Below are 26828 nucleotides of genomic sequence, written 5' to 3' on the forward strand. Positions count from 1 at the left end.
TCGTGTTCAACCGGTCAGAAGACCCAGATAGATGTGGCAGGCCCGCGCGAGCTTGCGCTGCGGGTCCGGGTAGTGGCGAAGCAGGGGCCGTGCGATGAAGGCGGGCAGGATCAGGCTCTGCAACTGCTCAAGCGCCCGCACCAGGTGCATGGCCGCGTCGAGATCCCCCTCCACCAGCAGCCGGTTTTCGCAAAAGGCCTGGTTGATGCCGAGGCGAAAACTGAGGGCGCGAAAGGCGACGGCGGGGTGCTTGAAGCGCACCCGCAGGGGGTGGGGGCCGTCATGGGCACAGGTCGAGTGCGCCCTGCCAGCCTCCTCACCGCAGTGCCAGCGCCCCGCGAACTTGTAGAGACTCAGCCCCCGGGTCATGCCGTTTACCTCCAGCCTGATGGTGAGGCCGTCCGGCAGGGGGGCAAGCTCGCGGCGCACCGCCTCGTCGACCCGGGCGGCGCGGCACAGAGTGCGGCCGATGATCCAGAGCAGGCTGCCAATCCAGAGGCGCCGGCCGGTGGCAAGCAGGGCGTCAGGGCGCATGGGAACCTCCGCTGATGGCGGACCAGAAGAGGGTGAAGGCGCTCTCCTGCCAGTGGGGGTCTTCTCCCAGTTCAGGCTGATCGACAAAGAGGGAGGCGCAGGCCAGAAACTGGCCCTGGCACACCTCCAGCATCAGGGCCGGCGGGGCCGACATCAGCTCGCCACTGGCCTGGCCCCGGGCGAGCAGGCTCGGCAGAAAATGCAAGGTCTCCGCCAGGATCTGGCTGCGCAGGGGGCGGGCCAGCAGGGGGGAGTGGAAAAAGCCCAGCACGAACCTGAGCTCACGGGGGTGGGCCTGCATCCAGCCCATGGCCTGGTGCCAGTAGTGGCGGGCCTGCTCCTGGAGCGGCAGGGCGGCATCGGCCTCGGTGATGGCGGCGCCAAGGCGCAGCTTGATGTCCTGGTAGAGGCTTTTGATCAGCACCTCCTTGCTGGGAAAGTGATGAAACAGGGTGCCATTGGCCACCCCGGCCGCCTTGGCGATGCGGGCGGTGGCGGCGCCCTGCAGGCCATCCTCCGCGCACAGGGCCAGGGCGGCATCCAGGATCTGGCGGCGTTTGTCGGTCATGGTTTCTCGCATCTCGCCTCCTAGCGCAGGAACAGGGCCATCATCAGCCGCTGGTACCAGCGCCGATAGGGGGGGTGAATGAGGGAGCCTGTGCTGAAGCGCCCGCGGCGCAGCACGGTTTTCGCTTTGGAGAAGGTGAGAAACCCCTCGCGGCCGTGATAGTGGCCCATGCCGGAGGGACCGATGCCGCCGAAGGGGGCATCGTCCGCCGCCACCTGGAACAGACTCTCGTTGATGGCCATGCCCCCGGCGTGGGTCTCCCGGATGAGGCGGCGCTGCAGCGTCTCGTCCAGGCTCATCAGATAGAGCGCCAGGGGGCGCGGCCGGGCCGCTACATAGGCCAGGGCCTCCTCGATGTCGTCATAGGGCACCAGGGGCAGCAGGGGGCCGAAGATCTCCTGCTGCATCACCTGGCAGTGGCCGGGCACCTCGGTCAGCAGGTGGGGCACCAGCTTGCGGGTGGCGTCATCCCGGGCGGGCGTGACGCAGGGGTGGAGCTGGGCGCCGGCCTGCCTCGCCTCCTCCAGCCAGGCGGTGAGCCGCTCGTACTGGGGGGCGTTGATGATGGCGCCATAATCCGGGCTCTCGAGCCCCTGGGGGTAGAGGCGGCGAAAATGGGCCTGATAGGCCTCGATGAAGGCCTGCTCCTGCCCCCTCGGCAGCAGCACGTAGTCGGGGGCCACGCAGATCTGGCCGGCGTTGAGGCTCTTGCCGAAGATCATCCGCTCCACCGCCAGTGCCAGGGGCATGTCGGGGGCGATGAGACAGGGGCTCTTGCCGCCGAGCTCCAGAGTGAGGGGGGTGAGCTGGGGGGCGGCCGCGGCCATCACCAGCCGACCCACCGCCGTGGAGCCGGTGAAGATGAGATGGTCGAAGGGGAGGGCGCTGAAGGCGGCCGCGATCTCCGCATCCCCCTCGATGACCACCGCCTCGTCACCGCCGAGGGCCTCATCAAGCAGGGAGCGCAGCACGGCGTTGGTGTGAGGGGTGAACTCGGAGAGCTTGATCATGGCGCGGTTGCCGGCGGCGAGGGCGCCGATGAGGGGCCCGAGGCTCAGCATCACCGGGAAATTCCAGGGCACCATGATGCCGACGACGCCGAGGGGCTGATAGTGCACCTCGACCCTGGCGGGGGCCAGCAGCAGGCCGGAATGACGGCGCTCCGGTTTCATCCACCCCTTGAGCCGTTTCAGGGTGTAGTTGATCTGCATGACGCAGGGGAGCACATCGGCGATCAGGCTGTCGTAATCGCTGCGCTGGCCGTAGTCCCGGGCCAGGGCCTGACACAGTGCCTGCTTGTGGCGCAGCAGCCCCTGCTTGAGGGCATCAAGTCTGGCGAGGCGGGACGCCAGATCCGGCATGGGGGTGGCCTGGCTGGCCTGCCTGAGCCGATGCAGTTGCTCGGGGAGGGAGAACTTGTCCGGTGAGGCGGGGGTGACGGTGGTGTCCATGGCATGCTCCGCACGAAAAGTGACCGACTGATTAGTCGGTCCAAATCTAGCGATTCGTTGCCGACTTGTAAACCGGGCGAGGGCAGAGGGTGGCTGCCAGTGGGCAGCGTTGTCCGGAACTGTGTCCGGGCTCCCATTTTTGAGGCATCCGGATTGGTCTTCTATCTAATAAGGGGTAATTGTGGGTCACCAACTCGGAGGGAGAACCGCACATGACCAGGGAATTGCATAGCCTGCTGGCCCGGCTGGATGACGTGATCGCGCGCATGCCGGACAGTTTCAATACCTATGAGTTTGCCCAGAAGCTGGCGCTGCAACATCAGCAGGAGTATTTCGCCGCGGGCCACTCCCTGGCGGGCCAGGAGAAGAACCTGCTGCGCCTGCTCCACGAGAAGATTGCCCTGGCGCTGGCGAGCCATGAGGGCGTCATCGAGGGGGCCCTGCTGCCCTGCATGACCCCCTGGGGAGAGCGCGCCACCTCGCCCCGCTGGCACCGCAAGCACTGACCCGGCAACAACATGAAAAGGCCCCTCGGGGCCTTTTCATGTTTGGGGTCGCACCTACTGGACCAGCCTGCGGGCCTGCCAGTAGCGGCTGTTCCAGTAGACGTTGTCGAGGCGCGAGCGGATCACGCCCTTGCTGGTGGAGGCGTGGATGAACTCACCTGCCCCGGTGTAGACCCCGACGTGGTACTGCTGCCAGCCGGTCTTGAAGAAGACCAGATCCCCGTGCTGGAGACGGTATCTGTCCACCGGGCGGCCGAGGCTCGCCTGGGATTCCGTGGTGCGGGGCAGGGTGAAGCCCAGCACCTGGCTGTAGGCGAGCTGGGTGAAGGCGGAGCAGTCGAGACCGGCGCGGCTGGTACCGCCCATGCGATAGGGCACGCCGCGCCACTGCTGATAAAAGTTGTCGAATGCGCCGCTCTGGCGCACGGGAGGGGGAGGCTCCGGCGTGCTGGAGCAGGCGGCGAGAAGCAGGGCCAGCAGGGGCAGCAGCAAGGTGCGAAACATCTCAACTCCTTGATAGGGCACGGGGTTCATCATAGACGATGATCCTGCCTGGAACCTGAATGACAACGGCATTGAGGAGTGGCCGCCTGTGGGGGCAGCCACCGGATCACCCCGCCGGTTTGGGGGTAATGAGCGGCGTCAGCAGCTCGGCAATCTTGTAGAAGGTCTGCACCCGGGTGGTGCTGGGGCGCCACACCAGGCCTATCTCCCGATAGGGTTTCTCACCGGGCAGGGGAATGGCCACCAGGTCCGTGTTGTCGAGGATACCCGCATCTATGGCCATCTGGGGCAGGAAGGTGGTGCCAAGACCGGCCCCCACCATCTGCACCAGGGTGTGCAGACTGGTGGCGGCGAACGGGTTGATCTTGCTCTTGTCCCGCAGCCGGCAGGCGCTCACCGCGTGCTCCGTCAGGCAGTGCTCCCGCTCCAGCAGGAAGATGCTCTGGTTGGGCAGCTCCTTGTAGTCGAACGGCATGTGCAGGCCCGCCGCCATGTGGGAGGGCATCACCATGTGGAAGGGATCCTGGCCGACGGTCTTGCTGTGGAAGCCGCCGATCTCCACCGGCAGCGCCAGGATCAGCAGATCGAGCTGCCCCTGCTCCAGCTGCTTGAGCAGATTGGTGGTGGTGTCTTCCCGCAGCAGCAGCTCCAGATCCGGATAGGCCTTGCCGCACACCTGCAGCAGCTTGCTCAGCAGGAAGGGGGCGATGGTGGGGATGCAGCCCAGGCGCACCGTGCCGTGCATGACGCCCCCCTGCTGCTGTCCCAGCTCCATCAGGTCCCGGGCGTCGGAGAGCAGGTTGCGCGCCCGCGCCACGATTTCCATGCCGACCGGCGTCATGATGAAGCTCTTGTGATCCCGCTCCACCAGTTGCAGGTTCATCATGTCCTCCAGGGTCTGGATCCCGGTACTCAGGGTCGACTGGCTGACATGGCAGGCCTTGGCGGCGCGGTTGAAATTCTTGTGCTCGTCCAGAGCGACCAGATACTGGAGCTGCTTCAGGCTGGGCCAACGTTGCATAGGAGAAACCCGATCGATGCTATCTATTTGATTTGATTAATCTACCATCGAGAAGCCCCGTTGTCGCCGACAAATCGGTGCCCCCTGGCAGGCGCACTGCCTCACGCACATGGGGTGGCCTGCTCCGATGGGCAGGCCACCCCTCATCGGTCAGGAGCTTATCCCCTTGTACCGCGTCATTGAAGGGGGGCCGCCATGGGATGTGACGGGGATCGGCCTTCGGGCGGGGCGCCCTGCGCGCAGGAGCGGCCATAAAAAAACGCGCCGGTGGGCGCGTTTTTGCAGAAGGGGGGCGGACTATTCGTCGAAGATACCGAAGTGATCCTTGGCGAAGTTGACCCGCTGCTCCACGTTCATCTTGACCTGACCCAGCTTCTCGATGGTCTTGAGGTTGGGCACCAGGCCACGACCGTTGGCGATCTGGATGGCAAGGCCCGGACGGGCGTTGAGCTCCAGCAGCATGGGGCCGCGGAACTTGTCCAGCACCATGTCAGTCCCGATGTAGCCAAGACCGGACATCTCGTAGCAGGAGGCCGCCAGGTTGAGCAGGGTGTCCCAGTGAGGCACCTTCAGATCGTAGAGATCCAGGCCGGTGTCCGGGTGGTGGCGCAGCGGGTTGCCAAACTGCACCGCCCGCAGGGCGCGGCCGGTGCGCAGGCACAGGCCCACCCCCACGGCGCCCTGGTGCAGGTTCGCCTTGCCATCGGAAGCCGAGGTGGAGAGGCGCATCATGGCCATCACCGGGAACCCCTTGAAGATGATCACCCGGGCATCGGGGACCCCTTCGAAGGAGTAGCCGTCGAACACGTCGTCGAAGTTGATGAGCCCTTCCACCAGCGCCACGTCGGGCTTGCCGCCGAGGGAATAGAGCCCCGCCAGGATGTTGGAGACATGGCGCTCCAGATCCTGGCCGTTGGCGGCGCTGCCGTTGGGCTTGTAGAAGAGGCCGTCCTCCTGGCGCAGGATCACCAGGATCCCCTTGCCGCCGGAGCCGCGGGCCGGCTTGATGCAGAAGCCCGGCCAGTCTTTCACCAGCTCGGTGATGCGAGTCACGTCGTGCTGCTCGCGGATGGTGCCGATGAGTTCAGGCACCGTCACCCCCGCATCCAGCGCGATGCGCTTGGTCTTGAGCTTGTCATCCACCAGCGGATAGAGGCGGCGCGGGTTGTAGCGGCTGATGTAGGAGTGGTTGCGCTTGTTCATGCCGAGGATGCCTGCCTGGGACAGGCTCCACGGACTGGTGTATTTCTGCCAGAACCACATCTGTTACTTGTCCTTACCCGGGGTGGCACCAGACTTCATCTCGTCCACCAGCGGCTTGAAGCGCTTGAGCTCGCTCAACTTGTAGCCGGTGTAGTTACCCATCAACAGCACGGTCGCCATCAGCACCAGCTGCAGGCCGAGGAAGTTGAAGGTGAGGTGACGAATGAGCTCGTTGTCCATGGCCAGGTAGGCGATGACCGCCACCAGCAGGGAGCCGCCGCCCTGGCGGAACACCTCTTTGGGACCCTCTTCTTCCCACAGGATGGACATGCGCTCGATGGTCCAGGAGAGGATGATCATCGGGAAGAAGGTGATCTTCATGCCGTCGGTCAGCCCCAGCTTGAAGGCGAACGCAGAGAAGATGCCGATCATCGAGATCACCATGATGATGATCGCCGATATTCGGGCGACCAGCAGCAGGTTCAGCCTCGAGAGGTAGGAGCGGATCACCAGGCCGGTGCCGACGATCAGCAGGAAGCCGATGAGGCCGGTGACCAGCGAGGTCTGGATGAAGGCGACCGCGATCAGCACCGGCATGAAGGTGCCGGAGGTCTTGATCCCCACGATGACCCGCAGGAACACCACCATGAGCACGCCGATGGGGATGAGCAGCAGACCCTTGAACAGGGCTTGCTCTTCCAGGGGCAGGCTGTGGATGGAGAAGTTCATCATCTCGGATTTTTCGAACTTCTGGGCCAGGGCCACGTTGACCGGTTGCTCCTGTTCGATCATCGAGAAGGTGACGCGGGAGTTGTGACCGCCGGTGACGTCCAGGAGGGCGCCGGAGTTGTACTCCCACAGCAGCAGGTTGGCCGGTTGACCCTGTTCACCGCTTTGCGGGTTGAACAGCTTGTAGTCGGTCGGGCTGTTGAAGACCTGCAGGTAATCCACCAGCTCCTGACGGCGGCGGCCATCTTCCAGACTGAGGGCGTGAACCACCCGGGCCGGGACGTCCGCGTTGTTGAGCAGCTCGGCAATCAGATTGGCGCGGCTCTTGTGGGACTTGAGCAGCTCGGCGTTCTGTTCCTGCTTCTCGATCTCCTTGATGATCTCGCGGGTCAGGGTGTAGCCGTCGGCGGAGCGCTCCTGGGCGCGCTCCAGGATTTGCTTCATGGCCGTGGCGTAGGGCTCGCTCTCGATCTGCTTCTCGATGGCGGGCGGCTGCGGGTTGGCGGCGGGCTTGGCATGGGCATCGGCCATCATGTCGACCCGGTAGTAGAGCTCCTGACGGCCGGAGGCGGTGCGGATGGACCACTCGGCGCGGGCATCCCCGTCTTTTTCCACGAACGACAGGCCATAGCCCGGGCTCGCGGCGTTCTCGTTCATCAGGGTGAAGCCGGGCTGGGTGCCCGGAATGGCCAGGGAGGCGATCACCGGCTCGCCGGTGGCCTCGAATTCGAGCTTGGCTTCGATGGACCAGATCTGGCGCTTTTCACCCGGCGTGAGCGGGACGTCCAGCGCGATGTGATGATAGAAGGTCATCCCCAGGCCGACGATGTAGAGCAGGGCGACCAGCAGATAGAACGGCTTACGGGAAACCATGGATTATTTCACATCCTTGAGCTTGGGTTTGGGTTGGATATATTCGCGGGCCACGTCGACCACGGCGATGTCTTTGAGGAATTCACGGCCCAGCAGCACGGGGAAGGTCATGTCGCTGCGGTCCTTCAGGGTAAATTCGGCCTTCTCGGTCATGTCGCCGATGCGCACGGCGAGGCGAACCACGGGGCGACGGTCGAGATCGTCGGCGGAAGCCTGACGGACCCGCACGTGACGCACCAGGGGCGCTTCAATCTGGATCTTGTCGTCCATCTCCTGGTGGCTCAGGAAGAAGCGCACCCAGTTCTTGCCGTTGCGCTCGAAGATGGTGATCTCCTGGGCGCTGATGGAGGAGGTGGTGGCGCCGGTGTCGACCCGGGCCTGGAAGGCGTCGTTGGCGGCGTCAACCCAGATCCACTCCGCTTCACCCACCAGCAGCTTGCCATCGACGGTGTGGCCCTGGCTCGGCGCCGGGCACTTCTCGGTGGGAATGGGCATGGCCTTGGGCGGCTCGGGAGGCAGGGTAGCCAGCTTGCTGTCGACTTTCTTCACGGACTCTTTCATGTTGGTGACATCGGTGTTGAGCTGAACCAGCAGGTGCTGTTGCTGCACATACTGCTTCTGTTGCTGTTCCATGGATGTTTGCAGACGTTGCTCGCTCAACGAGATCTCGTTGCGCAGCTCGGCCAGCGTCAGGGTCGGGGCCGGGGGGGCTTTTTCCATACTGACACACCCGCCGAGACTGAGCAGGGAGAGCAGGGTCATTCCTTTTAATTTGCTTTTCATGTCATTCATTTAACTGTGCTTCCTGGAATTGGGTCAGTGTAACTTCCACAGCCGCCATCGGCTAGTCTTTGGCCTTTCTGGCGATCAGTACGGCACGTTTGGGTGCCGGGTATCCTTCGACCGTGAGTGCAGGATTGTGTGGATCCAGATAGTCACTCAGGGACTCGTTAATCATCCAGTCGGTACGACGCTGTTCGTCGGTGCTGGTCATATTCTCGTCAACGATGCGCACATCGGTGAACCCGCAGCGCTCGACCCAGCGTGTGAGGGCCGCGCTCGAGGGGAGGAACCAGACGTTGCGCATCTTGCCGTAGCGATCGGAGGGCATCAGCACCTGGTTTTCGTCGCCGTCCACCACCAGGGTCTCGAGCACCAGCTCCCCATCGTCTTTGAGCTGGTTGCGCAACTGCTCGATGTGCTCGATGGGGGACTTGCGATGATAGAGCACTCCCATGGAGAAGACGGTGTCAAAGGCCCGCAGATCCGGCAGCTCCTGGATACCGAGCGGCAGCAGGTGGGCGCGCTGGTCGTTGCCTGCGAAGTGGCGAATGGCTTCGAACTGGCAGAGGAACAGCGGGCTCGGGTCGATGCCGACCGCCAGTTTCGCCCCTTCCCCCACCATGCGCCAGAGGTGGTAGCCGCTGCCGCAGCCCACGTCCAGCACGTAGCGGCCCTGGAGCGGGCTGATGTGGGGCAGCACCCGATCCCACTTCCAGTCGGAGCGCCACTCGGTGTCGATGTGGATGCCGTGCACATGGAAGGGGCCCTTGCGCCAGGGCATGAGCTGGCGCAGCAGGCTCTCGGTCTTCTTGCGCTCACCCTCTCCCAGGCTATCGGGGCCGCCGATGGCGACCCGCTCTTTGAGCTCGATCCGGCCGGGGGCCACGACGGGCAGCTTGGCGAGGGCGCGGTTCCAGCGCGGCAGATCCCCGTGCAGGTTGTCGTGCTGCCAGGCGTGCAGCTGGGCGGGCAGGGTGTGCAGCCAGTGGCTCAACCGGTTCTTGGCGATCAGTTGATAAAAATGGGCGAAATCGATCATGGCTTAGTTGGTGTCGCTGGCTTTGATGGCAATCATGGAGCCGAAGTTGAAGCACTGGAACCAGAGGTCCAGGTGGGTGAAGCCGGCGTCCCGCAGGCGTGCCTGATGGACCGCCAGGGTGTCGGTGCGCATCACGTTCTCAAGGGCGGTGCGCTTCTGGCTGATTTCCAGCTCGCTGTAGCCGTTGGCCCGCTTGAAGTCGAGGTGCAAGTCGATGAGCAGCTCGTTGACCTGCTCGTCATCGAAGCGGAACTTCTCGCTCAGGATGAGGATGCCGCCGGGGCGCAGGCCGTCAAAGATGCGCGCGATGAGGGCGGCCCGCTTCTCGGGGGCGACGAACTGCAGGGTGAAGTTGAGCACCACCACGGAGGCGTTCTCGATGGGGATGTCGCAGATGTCCGCCTCGATGAGCGCCACCGGTACCTCGGACTTGAAGCCCGAGAGGTGGGCGCGGGCCCGCTCGATCATGGGGTGGGAGAGATCCACCGCCGTGATCTGGCAGCCGGGCTGGGTGACGTGGCGGCGCATGGCCTGGGTCGCGGCGCCGAGGGAGCAGCCGAGATCGTAGAGGCGGCTCTGGGGCTGGGCGTAGCGGGCGGCCATCATGCCGATGGCGGAGATGATGTTGCTGTAACCGGGCACCGAGCGCTGGATCATGTCGGGGAAGACGTCGACGACCTGCTCGTCAAAGCAGAAGTCTCCCAGACGGGCGATGGGGGCGGCAAAAATCTGATCGTGCATGCTGACGCAACCTGACAGCCGGTGTGGTGGGCGGCTGTTTTATTCAATTGAATCTTGGGTGGACGGGCATCGAAATGGCGTCGTCACCGGTTGACGAACGGGGTGGCTTGCTCCGGGATCCTTCGGGCTGCCCCTGTTCGCAACGGGCCATGGTCCGGGCCCTCAGGGTGCCGGGCTGGGGTGGGCAACGCATTGCCATGCACCCAGGCCCGGGACCTTACTTGGGGCGCTAGTGTAGAGGAAAGGCGGGCGTTTGTCTTGACGCCAACCCCGGTGGGACCACAAAAAAAGCGGCTTTTTTTGGGGACGGAGAAGGGGCGGGGAGGGGGCCGCTCAAAAGGGCAGCACCCCCTGGCGGGCGCGATCGTTTTCTCCCGGCCAGGGGGCCATCTCCTGGCCGAGCAGGCGGCTGATCTGCCGTGCGAGTTCGGGGGCCCGGGCATTGTCGGCGGTGTGAACAAAGAGGTAGAGATCCTTGCCCTCCTGGAGCCATTGTTTCCAATGTGGCAACCATGGTGGCAAAAATGGGTGATTGTCCTCGATTTGAGGCAAACCAATCAGGCGCACCACCGGGGCACCCCCCGTGGCCAGCAGATGGACCGGCAACCTGGGTTTCTTGCCTTGGGCATCGATCATGGCGGCCGTGGTGGCGGGCACCGAGAAGAGCGGGCGGCTGTCGAGCATGATGCGATTGATGCCCCGCGCCATCAGCATCCGGTTGAGGGCCCGTTCCGCCTCCCCCTTGGCGAAGAAATCGGGGTGGCGCACCTCGAGGGCATAGGTAAAATCCTGGGGCAGCCGCGCGAAGAAGGCATCCAGACGGGCCAGCCCCTCTGGCCCGAAGCGGGCGGGCAGTTGCAGCTTGAGCAGCCCCAGCTTGTCATGCAGGGGGGCCAGCAGGCGGATGAAGGCCGTCACCTGTTTGTCCGCGCTCACCAGATCGCTCTGGTGGCTGATCTCCTTGGGAAACTTGAAGCTGAAGCGAAAGTGGTCGGGGACCGCATCGGCCCAGCGCTGCACCGTCTCCGGGGTCGGCGAGGCGTAGAAGGTGGTGTTGCCCTCCACGGAGTTGAACACCCGGGCATAGTCGGCGAGGTGCTCGGCGGGCCTGGCATTCATCCCCAGCAACTGGCCGGGCCAGGCCGGGTGTGACCACTGGGGCAGGCCCAAATAGAGGCTCATGATGGTTCCTGTCGGCAGGTTGGCGCACTTTTGCCCTCCTTTTTGCGCCAGAACAACAAAAAACAGGGTAAAGGGGGCTGCGGGCCATTTTACCCAAATGGAGGTTTTCCTCTATAATGCCAACCCTTTTGTTTGCCACATTGTCGTAATGCGCGCGACCGAGCCCCCGGGTGACGATGATCGCGGCCCGGCAGTGGCCAGACAACGACGCCAGCCGATACCCCGGCGCCCACTCGTCATCCCGGTCGGGAGCGGGGGCCTGCCTGGGGCGGCGGCAAGAATCCGGCTCGGGGAGCCGGATGACCCGAGACAGATTTCAAACCGGGCAAGAAGCAGGATCTGGCCAGCTGTGAGACAGACGGTGCTTGCCAGTCGTGCCCGGCGACCCAGGATGAACCGTCTCTCTACCATTTCGAAGGAAGAAGTCCATGCGCTCTATCTATTGCGGACAGGTCAATGAGGCCCATGCCGGGCAGACCATTACATTGTGCGGTTGGGTCCATCGTCGTCGTGATCTCGGCGGCCTCATCTTTATCGACATGCGCGACCGCGAGGGCATCGTGCAGGTGTTCTTCGATCCGGACAAGCCGGACGCCTTTGCCCTGGCCTCCGAGCTGCGCGGCGAGTTCTGCATCCAGGTGACCGGTGTGGTGCGTACCCGCCCCGACTCCCAGCGCAACAGCGACATGGCCACCGGTGCCATCGAGGTGTTCGCCCACGAGCTGACCATCATCAACCGTGCCGAGCCGCTGCCCCTTGACTTCAACCAGGTCAACAGCGAAGAGGTGAGCCTCAAGTACCGCTACCTGGATCTGCGTCGCCCCGAGATGGCCAAGTATCTGAAGACCCGTGCCAAGGCCAGTGCCTTCGTGCGCCGCTTCATGGACGAGCACGGCTTCCTCGACATCGAGACCCCGATGCTGACCAAGGCGACCCCGGAAGGGGCCCGTGACTACCTGGTGCCGAGCCGCGTGCACAAGGGCAAGTTCTACGCCCTGCCGCAGTCCCCCCAGCTGTTCAAGCAGTTGCTGATGATGTCCGGCTTCGACCGCTACTACCAGATCGTCAAGTGCTTCCGCGACGAAGACCTGCGTGCCGACCGCCAGCCGGAATTCACCCAGATCGACGTCGAGACCTCCTTCATGACCGCACCCCAGGTGCGTGAAATCATGGAAGAGATGATCCGCAAGCTCTGGCTGCACATCCTGAACGTGGACCTGGGTGACTTCCCCATCATGACCTTCGACGAAGCCATGCGCCGCTTCGGCTCCGACAAGCCGGACCTGCGCCTGCCCATGGAGCTGGTCGATGTGGCAGATCTCTTGACCGAGGTGGAGTTCGCCGTGTTCGCCGGCCCCGCCAAGGATCCGAAAGGCCGTGTGGCGGCCCTGAAGGTACCGGGCGGCGCGGAACTGTCTCGCAAGCAGATCGACGAGTACACCAAGTTCGTCGGCATCTACGGTGCCAAGGGCCTGGCCTGGATGAAGGTCAACGAAGCCGGGAGCGGCCTCGAAGGGGTGCAGTCCCCGGTGGCCAAGTTCCTCTCTGACGCCATCGTGCGCGAGATCCTGGCCCGCACCGGCGCGATGGATGGCGACATCATCTTCTTCGGCGCCGACTCCAAGAAAGTGGTGTGCGATGCCATGGGCGCCCTGCGCCTGAAGGTGGGCCGCGATCTGGGCCTGGTGGAGAACGTCTGGAAGCCCCTGTGGGTCATCGACTTCCCCATGTTCGAAGAAGATGGCGAAGGCGGCCTGGCGGCCATGCACCACCCCTTCACCGCGCCGAGCGGCCTGACCCCGGAGCAGCTGAAAGCCAACCCGGTGGGCGCTTACGCCAACGCCTACGACATGGTGATCAACGGTTACGAAGTGGGTGGCGGCTCTGTGCGTATCCACAACAGCGAGATGCAGTCCACCGTGTTCGACATCCTGGGGATCACCCCGGACGAGCAGCGCCTGAAGTTCGGCTTCCTGCTGGATGCCCTGAAATACGGCACCCCGCCCCACGCCGGCCTGGCCTTCGGTCTGGACCGCCTCAGCATGCTGCTGACCGGCACCGACAACATCCGGGATGTCATCGCCTTCCCGAAAACCACGGCGGCCGCCTGTCTGATGACAGACGCCCCGAGCTTTGCCAACCCGGCCCAACTGGGCGAGCTGGCGATTGCGACCACCGTCAAGGGTGACGAATAAGCCGTTATCGGCAACAAAGGCCGCAGCGATGCGGCCTTTCCCGTTTCCCTCTGGGCGCAACCAGTGTTACTGAAATTTCCAACTATAACGGAGAGTCCCTATGGCAGGTCACAGTAAATGGGCCAACATCAAACACCGCAAGGCGGCGCAAGACGCCAAGCGCGGCAAGATCTTCACCAAGCTGATCCGCGAAATCACCACCTCCGCGCGTCTGGGTGATGCCGATCCTGCCAACAACCCCCGCCTGCGTGCGGCGGTGGCGGCAGCCCTGACCAGCAACATGACCCGCGACACCATCAACCGCGCCATCGCCCGTGGGGCCGGCGGCGGTGACGGCGAGCAGCTCGAGACCATCGTGTACGAAGGGTACGGCCCGGCCGGTTCCGCCGTCATGGTGGAGTGCCTGACCGACAACCGCAACCGTACCGTGGCCGAAGTGCGTCACGCCTTCAGCAAGTGCGGCGGCAACCTGGGGACCGACGGCTCCGTGGCCTATCTGTTCACCAAGAAGGGGGTGCTGACCTTCGTGGGCGCCGATGAAGACGCTCTGATGGACGCCGCGCTGGAAGCCGGTGCCGACGACGTGGTGACCGAAGAAGATGGCACCATCGAGGTCTACACCACCCCGAACGACTTCGGCACCGTGCTGGACGGTCTGGAAGCCGCCGGCTTCAAGCCCGAGAGCGCCGAAGTGACCATGATCCCCTCCACCGAGGCGGAACTGGATGCCGAGACCGCGCCCAAGCTGATGCGCCTCATCGACATGCTGGAAGATCTGGACGACGTGCAGGAGGTGTACCACAACGGCTCCATCTCCGACGAGATCGCCGCGACCCTGTAATTGCCTCTCGGGAGCGCTGTGATCCCCCAGGGCAAGGGGAGGGCGACCACAACGGTCCTCTCCCCCGGCTCCGACGAGATCGCCGCGACCCTGTGATCCCCCAGGGCAAGGGGAGGGCGACCACAACGGTCCTCTTCCCCGGCTCCGACGAGATTGCCGCGACCCTGTAATTGCCTCTCGGGAACGCTGTGAGACCCAGGGCAGGGGGGAGGGCGACCACAACGGTCCTCTCCTCCGGCTCCGACGAGATTGCCGCGACCCTGTTCAGGTTCGCGAACACACAGGTGCGACACCTTGTTCACCTTCGCAAAAACGGCAGCCCGGGCTGCCGTTTTTTTATGTGCCAGACCGCGCACCTCCCCTTGTGGTTCGATTTCCTCTCTTAATGTTCGCTTAAGTTTGCCGTCCTAGGATGACCCCGTATCTGGACCTCCCTGGCTCTTGTCCTGTTTTTCAGGGCCGAGTGTCGGGATGGTCACCACGAAGCCTGCTGGCAGGTTGTTAGTTCCACTGGTTTGTCGGAGTCTCTCTATGCGTCTCACTCTGGGAGTGATGAAGGTCAATCTGTTGCTGGTGCTGCTGTTTGCACTGGTCTTCAACTGGCCCATTTTCCTGCACTTTTATCGCATTCTCAGCGCCCTTGAACACGTCAAGGCGGGGTTTGTCCTCTCCATTCCCCTGGTACTGGTGGCGGCCCTCAACGCGGTGTTCCTGCCCTTTACCTTCCGTTATCTGCTCAAGCCCTTTTTCGCCTTGCTCATCCTGACCGGCTCCCTGGTCAGCTACGCCATGCTCAAGTACGGGGTGATCTTCGACATGGGCATGATGCAGAACATCATCGAGACCAACAGCGGGGAGGCGGGCTCCTACCTCAATGGTTCCGTGGTGCTCTGGTTCCTGCTGACCGGCCTGTTGCCGGTGCTGGTCCTGCTGTGGGTGAAGATTGAGTATCTTCGTCCCTGGTACAAGGGGTTGGGTCTGCGCCTCGGTTCCATCGCCCTCTCCTTGCTGTTTCTGATGGGGGCTGCCGCCCTCTATTACCAGGATTACGCCTCGGTCGGGCGCAACAACAAGTCCCTCGGCAAGGAGATAGTGCCCGCCAACTATGTGCACGGGCTCTACAAGTACGCCAGGGATGTGGTCTTCGCCACTCCCATTCCCTACCAGCAGATCGGCACCGATGCCAGGGTGATCGGCCAGCATGAGAAGCCGACCCTGATGTTCCTGGTGGTGGGGGAGACGGCCCGCAGCCAGAACTACTCCCTCAACGGCTACAAGAAGGAGACCAACGGCTTCACCGAGAAGGAGGCCAATGTGGTCTCGTTCAGGAACGTGCGCTCCTGCGGCACCGCCACAGCGCTCTCCGTGCCCTGCATGTTCTCGAACATGACCCGGCGCGGCTATGACGAGGCCAGGGCCCAGTCCCAGGATGGCTTGCTGGACGTGCTGCAACATGCCGGGATCTCGGTGCTCTGGAAGGAGAACGACGGCGGCTGCAAGGGGGTGTGCAAAAACGTCCCCACCATCGAGATTGAGCCCAAGGCATTCCCCGCATACTGCTCCGGCAATGCCTGTCATGACGAGGTGCTGTTGCAGGGGCTGGATCAGCAGATCGCCGACATGCAGGGCAAGCAGGGCAGCAAGCTGGTGGCCTTCCACCTGATGGGCAGCCACGGTCCGACCTACTATCGCCGCTACCCGGCCGCCGATCGTGTCTTCCTGCCGGACTGCCCGCGCAGCGACATCGAGAACTGCAGCAACGAAGAGCTGGTGAACACCTATGACAACACCATCCGCTACACCGACAAGGTGCTGGCCCAGCTCATCGACAAGCTCAAGAGCCTGGAGAGCCAGTACAACGTGGGGCTGGTCTATCTGTCGGATCACGGCGAATCCCTCGGCGCCATGGGGCTCTATCTGCACGGCACCCCCTACAAGTTCGCACCGGACGATCAGACTCGGGTGCCGCTCCTGACCTGGTTCTCTCCCCAGTTGCAGGCGGACCGTCAGCTCAATCTGGATTGCCTGCAACAGGAGGCAGCCAGCAAGCGTTTCTCCCACGACAACCTGTTTCACTCCATGCTCGGTATCATGGACGTGCAGACCCAGGTCTATGACGGCAAGCTGGATCTGTTCAAGCCGTGCCGGGCAGGGTGAATGGGCCAGAACGGTTGAGCGGCACGACAACCTGTTACCCCGCACCATGCTCGGTATCATGGACGTGCAGACCCTGGTCTATGACGGCAAGCTGGATCTCTTCAAGCCGTGCCGGGCGGGGTGAACCGGCGAAAACAGACCATAAAAAAACGGCAGCCACTGGCTGCCGTTTTCGTATCCGAAGGGGTAGGCCTTACTTTTGCTCCATGATGATCTGCAGCAGATCCCCTTCCAGCAGGGAGCGCTTGACCAGGGCGAAGCCGCCGATGGTGGGCTGGTTCTGGAAGCGCGCCTTCACGATGGGCAGGCCGCGATGGAAACTTGGCAGAGACTGGTGCTCGACGCAGCGGCGGATGGCCGGGATCAGGATCTCTTCGGCGGCGGTGATTTCACCGGCGATGAGCACCTTCTGGGGGTTGAACAGGTTGACCGTGATGGCGATGGCGCGCCCCAGGTGCTCCCCCACGTTCTCGATCACGCTGCGGGCCAGCTCGTCACCGGCCACCGCCGCCTTGCACACCTCCTGGATGGTGATGTGCTTCTCCTGCAGCGAACTCAGGTGACCGCGGCTGATGAGCTCCTTCACCTTGTCGACGATGGCCTCGTTGGAGGCGATGGTCTCGAGGCAGCCGAAGTTGCCGCAGTGGCAGCGCTTGCCAAGAGGTTCGACCTGGATGTGGCCTATTTCGCCGACGTTGCGGTTCTGGCCGAGAAACACCTTGCCCTTGGTGATGATGCCCGAGCCCGTCCCCTGGTGGACACTCACCAGGATGGAGTCCATGCAGTCGCGGGACTCGCCGAAGAAGTGTTCGGCCAGCGCCAGCGAACGGGTGTCGTTGCCCACGTAGCAGGGGAGGTTGAAGTGGTGCTCCAGGAGCTTGGCGAGCCCCAGGTTGCGGATCTGGTAGGTGGGGGTGTAGATGACCATGCCGGATTCCGGGTTGACCAGACCCGGCATGGTCAGCGCGATGCTGATGAGGTTGCGGCTGCGATCCTGATTGGTGTCGATGAAGGCGCCAATCTCCCGCAGCAGCATGTCCACCACGGGTTGCTGCTCGATCTCGGTCACCTGGGTGATGTGCTGATCGAGCTCCTTGCCGTCGAGGTCATACAGGGAGAGCTGCAGGTAGCCGCGACCCAGCTTGGCGGACACAAACTGGAAGCGATGCTTGATGGTGGTCAGGGAGATGGCGCGGCGCCCGCCGGTGGAGGCTTGCGGCGAGGTCTCCCTGATGAGACCGTGCTCGATCAGTTGCCGGGTTATCTTGGTCACGCTGGCCGGGGCCAGCTGACTCAACTCGGCAATTTTGACCCGCGAGATGGGCCCCTGCAGGTCAATGAGGCGATAGACGACCGCACTGTTTACCTGCTTGATAAGATCTACGTTTGCTATTTGTCCGCCAGTCATAGTGTCACTGTGTTGTGTAGTGTCCGTTAACCACGGTCCCGCAGACCGCGAAGGCCTGATCAAAGACGGTGAGGTTGGCAATTTTTCCGACCTGGATACTACCGAGACGCGAGTCCCATCCAATGGCGCGAGCGGGGTAAAGGGTGGCCATTCTCAGTGCTTCGTCGAGCGGCAATCCGACCTGTTTGACCAGATTTTCCACCCCTTCGATCATGGTGAGGGCGGAGCCGCCGAGTGTACCATTCTCATCGACGCACTGACCATCGCGGAAATAGACGGTTGCGCCGCAAAAATCAAATTTCTCAAAGCCTTCCGGTGCACCTGCCGCCGCGGTGGCATCGGTGACCAGCACCAGCCGCTCCCCCAGCATCCTGTGCGCCAGGCGCACGTTGGCCCAGTGTACGTGGTGGCCGTCGACGATGATGCCCGCATAGACATCCTTGCGATCGTAGATGGCACCGACCACGCCGGGCTCGCGACCGTTCAGGGTCGGAGTCATGGCGTTGTAGAGGTGGGTGGCAAAGCGCATGCCGTTGTCAAAGCCCGCCATGGCCTGGTCGTAGTTGGCGGCGGTGTGGCCGGCGGAGACCAGGATGCCGGCTTCCACCAGACGGCGGATGTGTTCGGGCTTGTTGCGCTCGGGTGCCAGGGTGATCTTGGCGATGGCGTCCGCGTTGTCGCAGAAGAAGTCGATCATCTCGTCGGCGGGTTGACGGATCTGTTCGGCTGGGTGGATCCCTTTGCGCTTGAGGTTGGTATAGGGCCCTTCCAGATGGACGCCAAGCACCTCGTTGGGGTGGGCGGCCATGTAGTCGCGGGTGACGGCGACGGCCTGCTTCATGTCCGCATCCGGGCTGGTGATCAGGGTCGGCAGGAAGCTGGTGGTCCCGGATTTCAGGTTGGCCGCCTGCATGGTGGCCAGGGTGTCCGTGGTGATGTGACCGTTGAACATGACGCCACCGCAGCCGTTGAGCTGCACGTCGATGAAGCCGGCGCTGAGGTTGGCGCCCTGGAGGTCAATCTGCTCGATGCCGGCGGGCAGTTCTGCCTGGCGTGAGATGGCGACAATCTTGTCGCCATCGATGACCACGCCATAACCGGTCAGCACGCAGCTGCCGGTGTAGAGAGTGCAATTAGTCAGAGCGTACATGGGGGCTCCTCAGAGGTGCTTGATATTGTCGGCTTCCAGTTGCTGGAAGTAGCGCACCGTCTTGACCTTCAACTCCATGGTGGAAGGTTCGTCGCACACCACAATCCCTTTCGGATGCAGCTGCAGGGTGGAGATGGTCCACATGTGGTTGACGCTGCCCTCCACGGTGGCCTGCAGGGCCTGGGCCTTGGCGTGACCGACCACCAGGATCAGGATCTCTTCGGCGTCCATCAGGGTGCCGACACCTACGGTCAGGGCCAGCTTGGGCACCTGCTCCATGTCGCCGCCAAAGAAGCGGGAGTTGGCGATGCGGGTGTCTTCGGTCAGGGTCTTGACCCGGGTACGGGAAGCCAGGGAAGAGGCCGGTTCGTTGAAGGCGATGTGACCGTCGTTGCCGACGCCGCCCATGAACAGGTGGATCTTGCCGTAGGACTTGATCTTGTCTTCGTAGCGCTGGCACTCGGCCACCAGATCCTCGGCGTTGCCATTGAGGATGTTGATGTTTTCCGGGCGAATGTCCACGTGATTGAAGAAGTTGTTGTGCATGAAGCTGTGGTAGCTCTCCGGGTGTTCCTTGGGCAGCCCCACGTACTCGTCCATGTTGAAGGTGACCACGTTCTGGAAGCTCACCTCGCCGGCTTTATGCAGCTCAATCAGGCGCTTGTAGGTGTTGAGCGGGGTGCCGCCAGTGGGCAGACCCAGCACGAAGGGGCGCTCGGCAGTGGGTTTGAACGCATTGATGCGGTCAACGATGTAACGGGCAGACCAGAGACCCACCTGGCTGGCAGACTTCAACGGGATCAGGCGCATTCTATATACCTCAGTACGGTTGCCGCACAGGGAGTGACGGCAAGGGACCAGACACGGATTCAAGTTGTTTTATAGCGTAAATAAAGATTGCGAACTAAGCCACATCTATCGGCTACCTTTATCTCTGTTGAGTGATAATGATCACGAAAGCTGGTTTATTAATTTGCGCAGCGAAATAAAACACATAGACTGCCAATCAAGCCTTGATGGCTTATGCGTCGAACGTGATAAGCACTTAATTTCTAGAAAAACACCAACTAAGGAGAGGAACCGTGAACATTCTCGGTTATTTGCAAAAGATCGGCCGTGCCCTGATGGTGCCGGTAGCGGTATTGCCTGCCGCCGCGATCCTGATGGGGATTGGCTACTGGATTGACCCGAACGGTTGGGGTGGCGGAAGCCCTCTGGCTGCGTTTCTGATCAAGGCGGGCGCCGCCATCATCGACAGTATGCCCATTCTGTTCGCCGTCGGCGTCGCTTACGGCATGTCCAAGGATAAAGACGGTTCCGCCGCGCTGGCCGGTCTGGTCGGCTTCCTGGTGGTCACCACTCTTCTGAGCCCGGGCGCCGTGGCCCAGATCAAGGGTATCCCGGCCGACCAGGTGCCGGCAGCCTTTGCCAAGATCAGCAACCAGTTCGTCGGCATCCTGTGTGGTGTGATCGCCGCCGAGCTGTACAACCGCTTCAGCAGCGTGGAGCTGCACAAGGCGCTGGCTTTCTTCTCCGGTCGTCGTCTGGTGCCGATCGTGACCTCCGTGGTGATGATCGTCGTATCCTTCATCCTGATGGCCGTCTGGCCGGTCATCTACGGTGGCCTGGTGAGCTTCGGTGAATCCATCGTCAGCATGGGTTCCACCGGTGCCGGCATCTATGCCTTCTTCAACCGTCTGCTGATCCCGGTTGGTCTGCACCACGCCCTGAACTCCGTGTTCTGGTTCGACGTGGCCGGCATCAACGACATCCCGAACTTCCTGGGTGGCCAATCCTCCATCGACGCCGGCAAGGCTGTCGTGGGCGTGACCGGCATGTATCAGGCCGGCTTCTTCCCCATCATGATGTTCGGTCTGCCGGGTGCCGCACTGGCCATCTACCACAGCGCGAAGAAAGAGAACAAAGAGAAGGTTGCGTCCATCATGATCGCTGCCGCCTTTGCCGCCTTCTTCACCGGGGTGACCGAGCCGCTCGAGTTCTCCTTCATGTTCGTGGCGCCGGTACTGTACGTCATCCATGCCCTGCTGACCGGTATCTCCGTGTTCATCGCAGCCTCCATGCACTGGATCGCCGGTTTCGGCTTCAGCGCCGGTCTGGTGGATATGGTGCTCTCCAGCCGCAACCCGCTGGCGACCCAGTGGTACATGCTGCTGGTACAGGGTCTGGTCTTCTTCGGCCTCTACTACGTGGTCTTCCGCGCCGTGATCGCCAAGTTCAACCTGAAAACCCCGGGTCGTGAAGATGACGAAGCCGTGCCGGTACAGGCTCAAACCACCGACCGCACCGAGCTGGCCAAGCAGTATCTGGAAGTGCTGGGTGGTCAGGACAACCTGGTGACCATCGACGCCTGCATCACCCGTCTGCGTCTGACCCTGAAAGACCGCAGCATCGTTGACGAGCGCAAGCTCAAAGCTCTGGGCGCGGCCGGTGTGGTCAAGCTCGGTGAGCAGAACCTGCAGGTGATTCTGGGCCCATTGGCCGAGATCATCGCCGGTGAGATGAAAGCCCTGCGTTAATCGAGCGACTCGCTCACCTCAAGTCTAAGTCCATTGTTGACATAACTAAGGGCCCCGCCTCGGGGCCCCATATAAAAAAAGCCAAGAAAATCCAACCTTTACTTCAAATGAGAGCAGCAGTTATGAACTTGAAACATTCTCTGTTAGCCATTGCCATGTCTACCGTTTTCGCCGGTCCCGCACTTGCAGCCGATGCTGCCAGGCAAGCGGTGGTCGACGCCCTCGCCAGCAACCTCGTCGTCAAGTACGAAGTCGTCACCAATGACGGTGCCGGCGCCGGTCTCGACTGCCAGGCGCTGGGCTCCGAGTGGGCAAGCTGCGGCGTTGCCAAGCTGCACCTGACCAATACCGGTGCCGACGTCACCTCCAAGGACTGGAGCATCTATGTCTCCTCCATCCGCCGCATCCAGCGGGTGGACAACGACCAGTTCACCATCACCCACCTGACCGGCGACCTCTATCGTTTGACGCCGACCGAGAAGTTCCAGGGCTTTGCCAAGGACGCCACGGTCGAGGTGCCCCTGGTGGTGGAATACTGGGTATTGTTCGAATCTGACATCATGCCGAACTGGTATGTCGCCAGTGAAGGGGCCGAGCCGAAAGTGCTGGCCAGCATGAGCAACATCGACGATGCCAGCACCTACGAGAAGCCGATGCCGGCCGATGGCTGGAAGCGCACCAAGGATGACAACAACATCCTGATGAACAGCGAGACCCGTTTCGCCGCCAACCAGACCAGTACCCTGCTGCCTGCCGGCAAGATTGACGACCGCATCCTGCCAAGCCCGATGAAGCAGGTGGTCAAGGCCGGCCCGCAAGTCGACTTCTCCACCATCAAGCTCAATGCCCTTGACCTGCCAAGCGATCGCGCCGAGGCCCTGAAGGCGCAACTGACCAAGCTGGGTGTTACCCTCTCCGACACCGGCTACCCGGTCACCATCAAGCTCGGCAGCAAGTTCAAGCAGGCCGAAGGCTACGACATGACCATCGGCAAGAAGGGCACCGTCATTCAGGGGCACGACGTTGACGGCGCCTTCTGGGGCGCCCAGTCCCTGATCTCTCTGCTGGGCGTTGACGACAAGCTGGTGAGTCAGATGAGCGTCGAGGATGCGCCGCGCTTTGAATACCGTGGCATGCAGACCGACGTGGCCCGTCACTTCAGAAGCCCGGAGACCATGAAGAAGCTGGTGGATCAGATGTCCGCCATGAAGCTCAACGTGCTGCACCTGGGGCTGACTAACGATGAAGGCTGGCGTCTGGAGATCCCGGGCCTGCCGGAGCTGACCGACGTCGGCAGCCAGCGTTGCCATGACGAGTCCGAAACCAAGTGCCTGATGCCGCAGCTCGGCTCCGGCCCCACCAGTGACAACCAGGGCTCCGGTTTCTACAGCAAGGCGGACTACATCGACCTGGTACGCTATGCCAAGGCCCGCGGTGTGACCGTGATCCCCGAGATCAACATGCCGGCCCACGCCCGTGCCGCCGTGGTCTCCATGGAGGCACGCTACAAGCGTCTGATGAGCGAGGGCAAAGAAGCCGAGGCCAACCAGTTCCGTCTGACTGACCCGGCCGATACCTCCAACGTCACCTCGGTACAGTTCTACGACAAGATGTCCTTCATCAACCCCTGCCAGCCGGGTGCCGCCACCTTCGTGGCCAAGGTGATGGATGAAGTGGCCCAGATGCACCAGGCCGCCGGCCAGCCGCTGACCGCCTGGCACTACGGTGGTGACGAGGCGAAGAACATCATGCAGGGCGGTGGTTATCAGGATCCGGCCGTCACCAAGAAAGAAGAGCTGGTGGCATGGAAAGGCAACGTCGACTCCAGCAAGCAGGACAAGCCGTTTGGCAAGTCCCCGATGTGCCAGAAGATGATCGACGATGGCAAGATCAAGGACGTTGCTGAACTGCCGGTTTACTTCGCCAAGGAAGTGGGCGAGATGGTCAAGGGCCACGGCTTCTCCACCCTGCAGGCGTGGGAAGACGGTCTGAAGTACGCCAACAGCGCCAAGGACTTCGCCACCGACAACACCCGTGTCAACTTCTGGGAAACCCTCTACTGGGGTGGCTTCAACGAAGCGATGAAGTGGGCGCACAAGGGTTACGAAGTGGTCCTGTCCAACCCGGATTACCTCTACTTCGACTTCCCGAACGAGGTGCACCCGGCTGAGCGTGGCTACTACTGGGCAACCCGTTTCAACGACACCCGCAAGGTGTTCGCCTTTGCCCCGGAAAACCTGCCGCAGAACGCCGAGACCTCGGTTGATCGCGACGGCAACGCCTTCGTGGCCAAGGGTGACCAGGATCCGGTCAAGTTCAAGGGGATCTCCGGTCAGCAGTGGAGCGAAACCGTGCGCACCGATGCCCAGTACGAGTACATGGTCTATCCGCGCATCTTCTCCGTGGCCGAGCGCGCTTGGCACAAGGGCGGCTTCGAGCTCGATTACGTGAAGGGTCGCGAGTTCTCCGGCACTACCAAGCATGTGAACAAGGCAACCCTTAACAAGGAATGGAACCAGTTTGCCAACGTGCTGGGTCAGCGCGTGCTGCCCAAACTGGACCAGGCCGGGGTGGAATATCGCCTCTCCGTACCGGGTGCCAAGGTGGTGAACGGTGTGCTGGAAGCGAATGTGGATCTGCCGGGTCTGCCCATCCAGTACAGCCTGGATGGCAAGAGCTGGAGCGCCTACGACGCTGCCGCCAAGCCGACCGTGGATGGCAAGGTCTGGCTGCGTACCACCAGCTTCGATGGCAAGCGTACCAGCCGCGTCACCGAGCTGAACTGATAGCTCTCAATCCATAACGCAAGGTGGGTCGCAAGACCCGCCTTTCCCAAGGTCGATGGCCATCGGGTTTGGGAAAGGTTGACTCTGCGTGTGAACCTTTGTTGTGTGTGTTTTGTCTGTTTTTCATCACTTGAGACCCCGCCCCGTGCGGGGCTTTTTTTGACCAGGATCTCTGCAATTTCTCCCGTTTCGCCGTTTTTGGTGCGCCAATGACCCGAATTGGCCAAATTCAGGTTGAGGCAGGGCGCGTAATGAGGGATCATACTCGGCTTGACGGCGGGGGTATGAGGGTGCCAGCCGGCACAACGTCCGCCAGTGACGCATTTTTGAGGTGAGCCATGAGTCAGGCGAACAGCCCAACTAACTTTATTCGTCAGATCATTGATGAAGATCTGGCCAGCGGTAAGCACAGCAGCGTGCATACCCGTTTCCCGCCGGAGCCGAACGGTTATCTCCATATCGGCCACGCCAAATCCATCTGCCTGAACTTCGGCATCGCCCGCGACTATCAGGGTCAGTGCAACCTGCGTTTCGATGACACCAACCCGGCGAAGGAAGACATCGAGTTCGTGGAGTCCATCAAGCAGGACGTCCAGTGGCTGGGCTTCCAGTGGAGCGGCGAGATCTGCTACTCCTCCGACTATTTCCACAAGCTGCACGGCTACGCCATCGAGCTCATCGAGAAGGGACTGGCCTATGTGGACGAGCTCTCCCCGGAGCAGATGCGTGAATACCGCGGCACCCTGACCGCCCCTGGCAAGAACAGCCCGTTCCGCGATCGCAGCGTGGAAGAGAACCTGGCCCTGTTCGCCAAGATGAAAAACGGCGAGATGGCCGAAGGGAGCGCCTGCCTGCGCGCCAAGATCGACATGGCATCCCCCTTCATGGTGATGCGCGATCCCGTCATCTATCGCATCAAGTTTGCCCACCACCACCAGACCGGTGACGAGTGGTGCATCTACCCGATGTATGACTTCACCCATTGCATCTCGGACGCCCTGGAGGGGATCACCCACTCCCTGTGTACCCTGGAGTTCCAGGACAACCGTCGCCTGTATGACTGGGTGCTGGACAACATCAGCATCGACTGTCACCCCCGTCAGTACGAGTTCTCCCGTCTGAACCTCGAATACACCGTCATGTCCAAGCGCAAGCTGAACCTGCTGGTGACCGAGGGGCACGTGAACGGCTGGGATGATCCGCGCATGCTGACCGTCTCCGGTCTGCGCCGCCGTGGTTACACCCCGGCCTCCATCCGCGAGTTCTGTAAGCGCATCGGTGTGACCAAGCAGGACAACATCGTCGAGATGAGCATGCTGGAAGCCTGCATCCGCGACGATCTCAACGAGAACGCCCCGCGCGCCATGGCCGTGCTGCACCCGGTAAAGGTGGTGATCGAGAACCTGGCGGCCGACGAGGTGCTGACGGCGCCTGCGCACCCGAACAAGCCGGAGATGGGGACCCGTGAGCTGCATTTCTCCCGCGAAATCTTCATCGACGAAGCGGACTTCAAAGAGGAAGCCAACAAGCAGTTCAAGCGGCTGGTGCTGGGCAAGGAAGTGCGCCTGCGCAACGCCTACGTCATCAAGGCTGAACGGGTCGAGAAGGATGCGAACGGCAAGGTTACCTGCATCTACTGCTCTTACGACCCCGAGACTCTGGGCAAGGATCCGGCGGACGGTCGCAAGGTGAAAGGGGTGATCCACTGGGTCAGCGTCACTCACTCCCTGCCGGCCGAAGTGCGTCTCTATGACCGTCTGTTCAAGGTGCCGAACCCGGGCGCCGAGGATGACTTCGAAGCGGCTCTGAATCCGGAATCCCTGGTGATCATCGAAGGGGCCCGGGTGGAAGCTTCCCTGAAGGATGCCAAGCCGGAGTTTGCCTACCAGTTCGAGCGTGAAGGTTACTTCTGCGCCGACAACAAGCTCTCCAGCGCCGAGCGCCTGGTGTTCAACCGAACCGTGGCCCTGCGTGACGTCTGGGGCAAGGCCGAGGCCTGATAGAAGAGGGCAGGGGAGACCCTGCCGCTTCTGGTCCGGATTGCGGACACAAAAAAGCCAGCATCATGCTGGCTTTTTTATTGCGCCGACCCGGCCGAATCAATCGTCGTGCTTGCAGTCACCGTTGGCGCAGTGGCCATACAGGTAGAGGCTGTGGTTGGTCAGGCGGATGTTGTGCGCCTTGGCGATGTCGCGCTGGCGCTGTTCGATCACCTCGTCGGAGAACTCGATCACCTTGCCGCAGTCGAGGCAGACCAGGTGGTCGTGGTGCTCTTGGGTGGCCAGCTCGAACACCGACTTGCCCCCTTCGAAATGGTGACGGGTGACGATACCGGCATCATCAAACTGGTTGAGAACGCGATAAACGGTAGCGAGACCAATCTCCTCGCCCTGATCGATCAGCCGTTTGTACAGATCTTCCGCACTGGTGTGCTGGCAGTCCGGCTGTTGCAGGATTTCCAGGATCTTGACACGGGGCAAGGTGATCTTGAGCCCGGCCTTTTTTAACGCTTGGTTGTTGTCTGCCATTTCTATTTATTCGCATTCTCGAAGGTGTGGTTATTCTGATTGACTGCCGCTGTAATGGCAACCACGAACTCGCTTGGCCTGTCATTATAGGT

Annotated in this window: 23 protein-coding genes; 8 read left to right on the forward strand and 15 right to left on the reverse strand. The window is 62.2% G+C overall.

Annotated features, from left to right (window positions below; all coding sequences use genetic code 11):
• Positions 1–6 precede the first annotated feature (6 nt).
• The 3 genes from AB7E19_RS10320 to AB7E19_RS10330 are packed head-to-tail and all read right to left on the reverse strand — an operon-like array spanning position 7 to position 2553.
• Positions 7–534: a hypothetical protein gene (locus tag AB7E19_RS10320; protein ID WP_201887771.1), complete on the reverse strand. Its 528-nt coding sequence runs from the start codon at positions 532–534 to the stop codon at positions 7–9.
• Complete coding sequence (locus tag AB7E19_RS10325) at positions 524–1114, reverse strand: TetR/AcrR family transcriptional regulator (protein WP_319894852.1); 591 nt, start codon at positions 1112–1114, stop codon at positions 524–526. The genes AB7E19_RS10320 and AB7E19_RS10325 overlap by 11 nt, the downstream gene beginning before the upstream one ends.
• An 8-nt stretch (positions 1115–1122) precedes the next feature.
• Entirely contained in the window at positions 1123–2553 is a 1431-nt protein-coding gene (locus AB7E19_RS10330; RefSeq protein WP_322131439.1) for a coniferyl aldehyde dehydrogenase, read from the reverse strand.
• Positions 2554–2765: 212 nt separating this feature from the next.
• Here AB7E19_RS10330 and AB7E19_RS10335 point away from each other — a divergent pair, with 212 nt between their 5' ends.
• A complete protein-coding gene (locus tag AB7E19_RS10335) occupies positions 2766–3059 on the forward strand; it encodes a hypothetical protein (protein ID WP_010674084.1) in 294 nt (97 codons plus the stop codon).
• A gap of 54 nt (positions 3060–3113) precedes the next feature.
• Here the strand turns inward: AB7E19_RS10335 and AB7E19_RS10340 are convergent, their stop codons facing one another.
• The 8 genes from AB7E19_RS10340 to AB7E19_RS10375 form a co-directional block, all read right to left on the reverse strand.
• Positions 3114–3563 carry a C40 family peptidase gene (locus tag AB7E19_RS10340; RefSeq protein ID WP_029314241.1) on the reverse strand — a complete coding sequence of 150 codons (450 nt, stop codon included), beginning with the start codon at positions 3561–3563 and terminating at the stop codon, positions 3114–3116.
• Between the two features lie 106 nt (positions 3564–3669).
• Complete coding sequence (locus AB7E19_RS10345) at positions 3670–4584, reverse strand: hydrogen peroxide-inducible genes activator (protein WP_010674086.1); 915 nt, start codon at positions 4582–4584, stop codon at positions 3670–3672.
• Between the two features lie 297 nt (positions 4585–4881).
• The gene (locus tag AB7E19_RS10350) at positions 4882–5847 is read right to left on the reverse strand and encodes an alpha-L-glutamate ligase-like protein (RefSeq protein WP_039039849.1); all 966 of its coding nucleotides are present in this window, start codon (positions 5845–5847) and stop codon (positions 4882–4884) included.
• Positions 5848–5850: 3 nt separating this feature from the next.
• Positions 5851–7389, reverse strand: coding sequence for an inactive transglutaminase family protein (locus AB7E19_RS10355; RefSeq protein WP_010674088.1), 1539 nt, complete (start codon positions 7387–7389; stop codon positions 5851–5853).
• A 3-nt stretch (positions 7390–7392) separates the two neighbouring features.
• Positions 7393–8151, reverse strand: coding sequence for an ATP-dependent zinc protease family protein (locus AB7E19_RS10360; protein ID WP_010674089.1), 759 nt, complete (start codon positions 8149–8151; stop codon positions 7393–7395).
• 82 nt (positions 8152–8233) lie between these two features.
• Entirely contained in the window at positions 8234–9211 is a 978-nt protein-coding gene (gene cmoB, locus AB7E19_RS10365) for a tRNA 5-methoxyuridine(34)/uridine 5-oxyacetic acid(34) synthase CmoB (RefSeq protein WP_104452671.1), read from the reverse strand.
• Between the two features lie 3 nt (positions 9212–9214).
• Positions 9215–9952, reverse strand: coding sequence for a carboxy-S-adenosyl-L-methionine synthase CmoA (gene cmoA, locus AB7E19_RS10370; protein WP_128345594.1), 738 nt, complete (start codon positions 9950–9952; stop codon positions 9215–9217).
• A 333-nt stretch (positions 9953–10285) separates the two neighbouring features.
• Positions 10286–11134: a DUF72 domain-containing protein gene (locus tag AB7E19_RS10375; RefSeq protein ID WP_010674092.1), complete on the reverse strand. Its 849-nt coding sequence runs from the start codon at positions 11132–11134 to the stop codon at positions 10286–10288.
• A gap of 428 nt (positions 11135–11562) precedes the next feature.
• Here AB7E19_RS10375 and aspS point away from each other — a divergent pair, with 428 nt between their 5' ends.
• The 4 genes from aspS (at position 11563) to AB7E19_RS10395 (ending at position 16451) form a co-directional block, all read left to right on the forward strand.
• A complete protein-coding gene (gene aspS / locus AB7E19_RS10380; protein ID WP_427935168.1) occupies positions 11563–13329 on the forward strand; it encodes an aspartate--tRNA ligase in 1767 nt (588 codons plus the stop codon).
• A gap of 100 nt (positions 13330–13429) precedes the next feature.
• Complete coding sequence (locus tag AB7E19_RS10385; protein WP_010674094.1) at positions 13430–14170, forward strand: YebC/PmpR family DNA-binding transcriptional regulator; 741 nt, start codon at positions 13430–13432, stop codon at positions 14168–14170.
• Positions 14171–14701: 531 nt separating this feature from the next.
• Positions 14702–16327: a phosphoethanolamine transferase gene (locus AB7E19_RS10390; protein ID WP_427935170.1), complete on the forward strand. Its 1626-nt coding sequence runs from the start codon at positions 14702–14704 to the stop codon at positions 16325–16327.
• Positions 16284–16451, forward strand: coding sequence for a hypothetical protein (locus AB7E19_RS10395; protein ID WP_319862346.1), 168 nt, complete (start codon positions 16284–16286; stop codon positions 16449–16451). Before AB7E19_RS10390 ends, AB7E19_RS10395 begins: the two co-directional genes overlap by 44 nt.
• A gap of 69 nt (positions 16452–16520) precedes the next feature.
• Here the strand turns inward: AB7E19_RS10395 and nagC are convergent, their stop codons facing one another.
• Genes nagC through nagB form a run of 3 tightly spaced genes read right to left on the reverse strand, consistent with a single transcriptional unit; the run spans position 16521 to position 19695 of the window.
• Positions 16521–17735 (reverse strand): DNA-binding transcriptional regulator NagC, encoded by a 1215-nt coding sequence (gene nagC, locus AB7E19_RS10400; protein WP_427935172.1) that lies wholly within the window; start codon positions 17733–17735, stop codon positions 16521–16523.
• 4 nt (positions 17736–17739) lie between these two features.
• The gene (gene nagA / locus AB7E19_RS10405; protein WP_039039842.1) at positions 17740–18885 is read right to left on the reverse strand and encodes an N-acetylglucosamine-6-phosphate deacetylase; all 1146 of its coding nucleotides are present in this window, start codon (positions 18883–18885) and stop codon (positions 17740–17742) included.
• A 9-nt stretch (positions 18886–18894) separates the two neighbouring features.
• The gene (nagB, locus tag AB7E19_RS10410; protein ID WP_010674098.1) at positions 18895–19695 is read right to left on the reverse strand and encodes a glucosamine-6-phosphate deaminase; all 801 of its coding nucleotides are present in this window, start codon (positions 19693–19695) and stop codon (positions 18895–18897) included.
• 272 nt (positions 19696–19967) lie between these two features.
• Between nagB and nagE the strand changes: the two genes are divergently transcribed.
• The 3 genes from nagE to glnS all read left to right on the forward strand — a co-directional run bounded on the left by nagE (position 19968) and on the right by glnS (position 26208).
• Positions 19968–21422 carry an N-acetylglucosamine-specific PTS transporter subunit IIBC gene (gene nagE / locus AB7E19_RS10415; RefSeq protein WP_010674099.1) on the forward strand — a complete coding sequence of 485 codons (1455 nt, stop codon included), beginning with the start codon at positions 19968–19970 and terminating at the stop codon, positions 21420–21422.
• A gap of 122 nt (positions 21423–21544) precedes the next feature.
• On the forward strand, positions 21545–24208 hold the full coding sequence (locus AB7E19_RS10420; RefSeq protein ID WP_427935175.1) for a beta-N-acetylhexosaminidase: 2664 nt from the start codon (positions 21545–21547) through the stop codon (positions 24206–24208).
• A gap of 338 nt (positions 24209–24546) precedes the next feature.
• Positions 24547–26208 (forward strand): glutamine--tRNA ligase, encoded by a 1662-nt coding sequence (glnS, locus tag AB7E19_RS10425; RefSeq protein WP_427935177.1) that lies wholly within the window; start codon positions 24547–24549, stop codon positions 26206–26208.
• A gap of 99 nt (positions 26209–26307) precedes the next feature.
• On the opposite strand, the gene fur is transcribed toward glnS, so the two are convergent.
• Positions 26308–26736, reverse strand: a complete 429-nt coding sequence (fur, locus tag AB7E19_RS10430) for a ferric iron uptake transcriptional regulator (protein WP_010674102.1) — start codon at positions 26734–26736, stop codon at positions 26308–26310.
• Positions 26737–26828: the final 92 nt, after the last annotated feature.

Source organism: Aeromonas sp. (genome assembly GCF_050252055.1).
Lineage (GTDB): Bacteria > Pseudomonadota > Gammaproteobacteria > Enterobacterales > Aeromonadaceae > Aeromonas > Aeromonas caviae.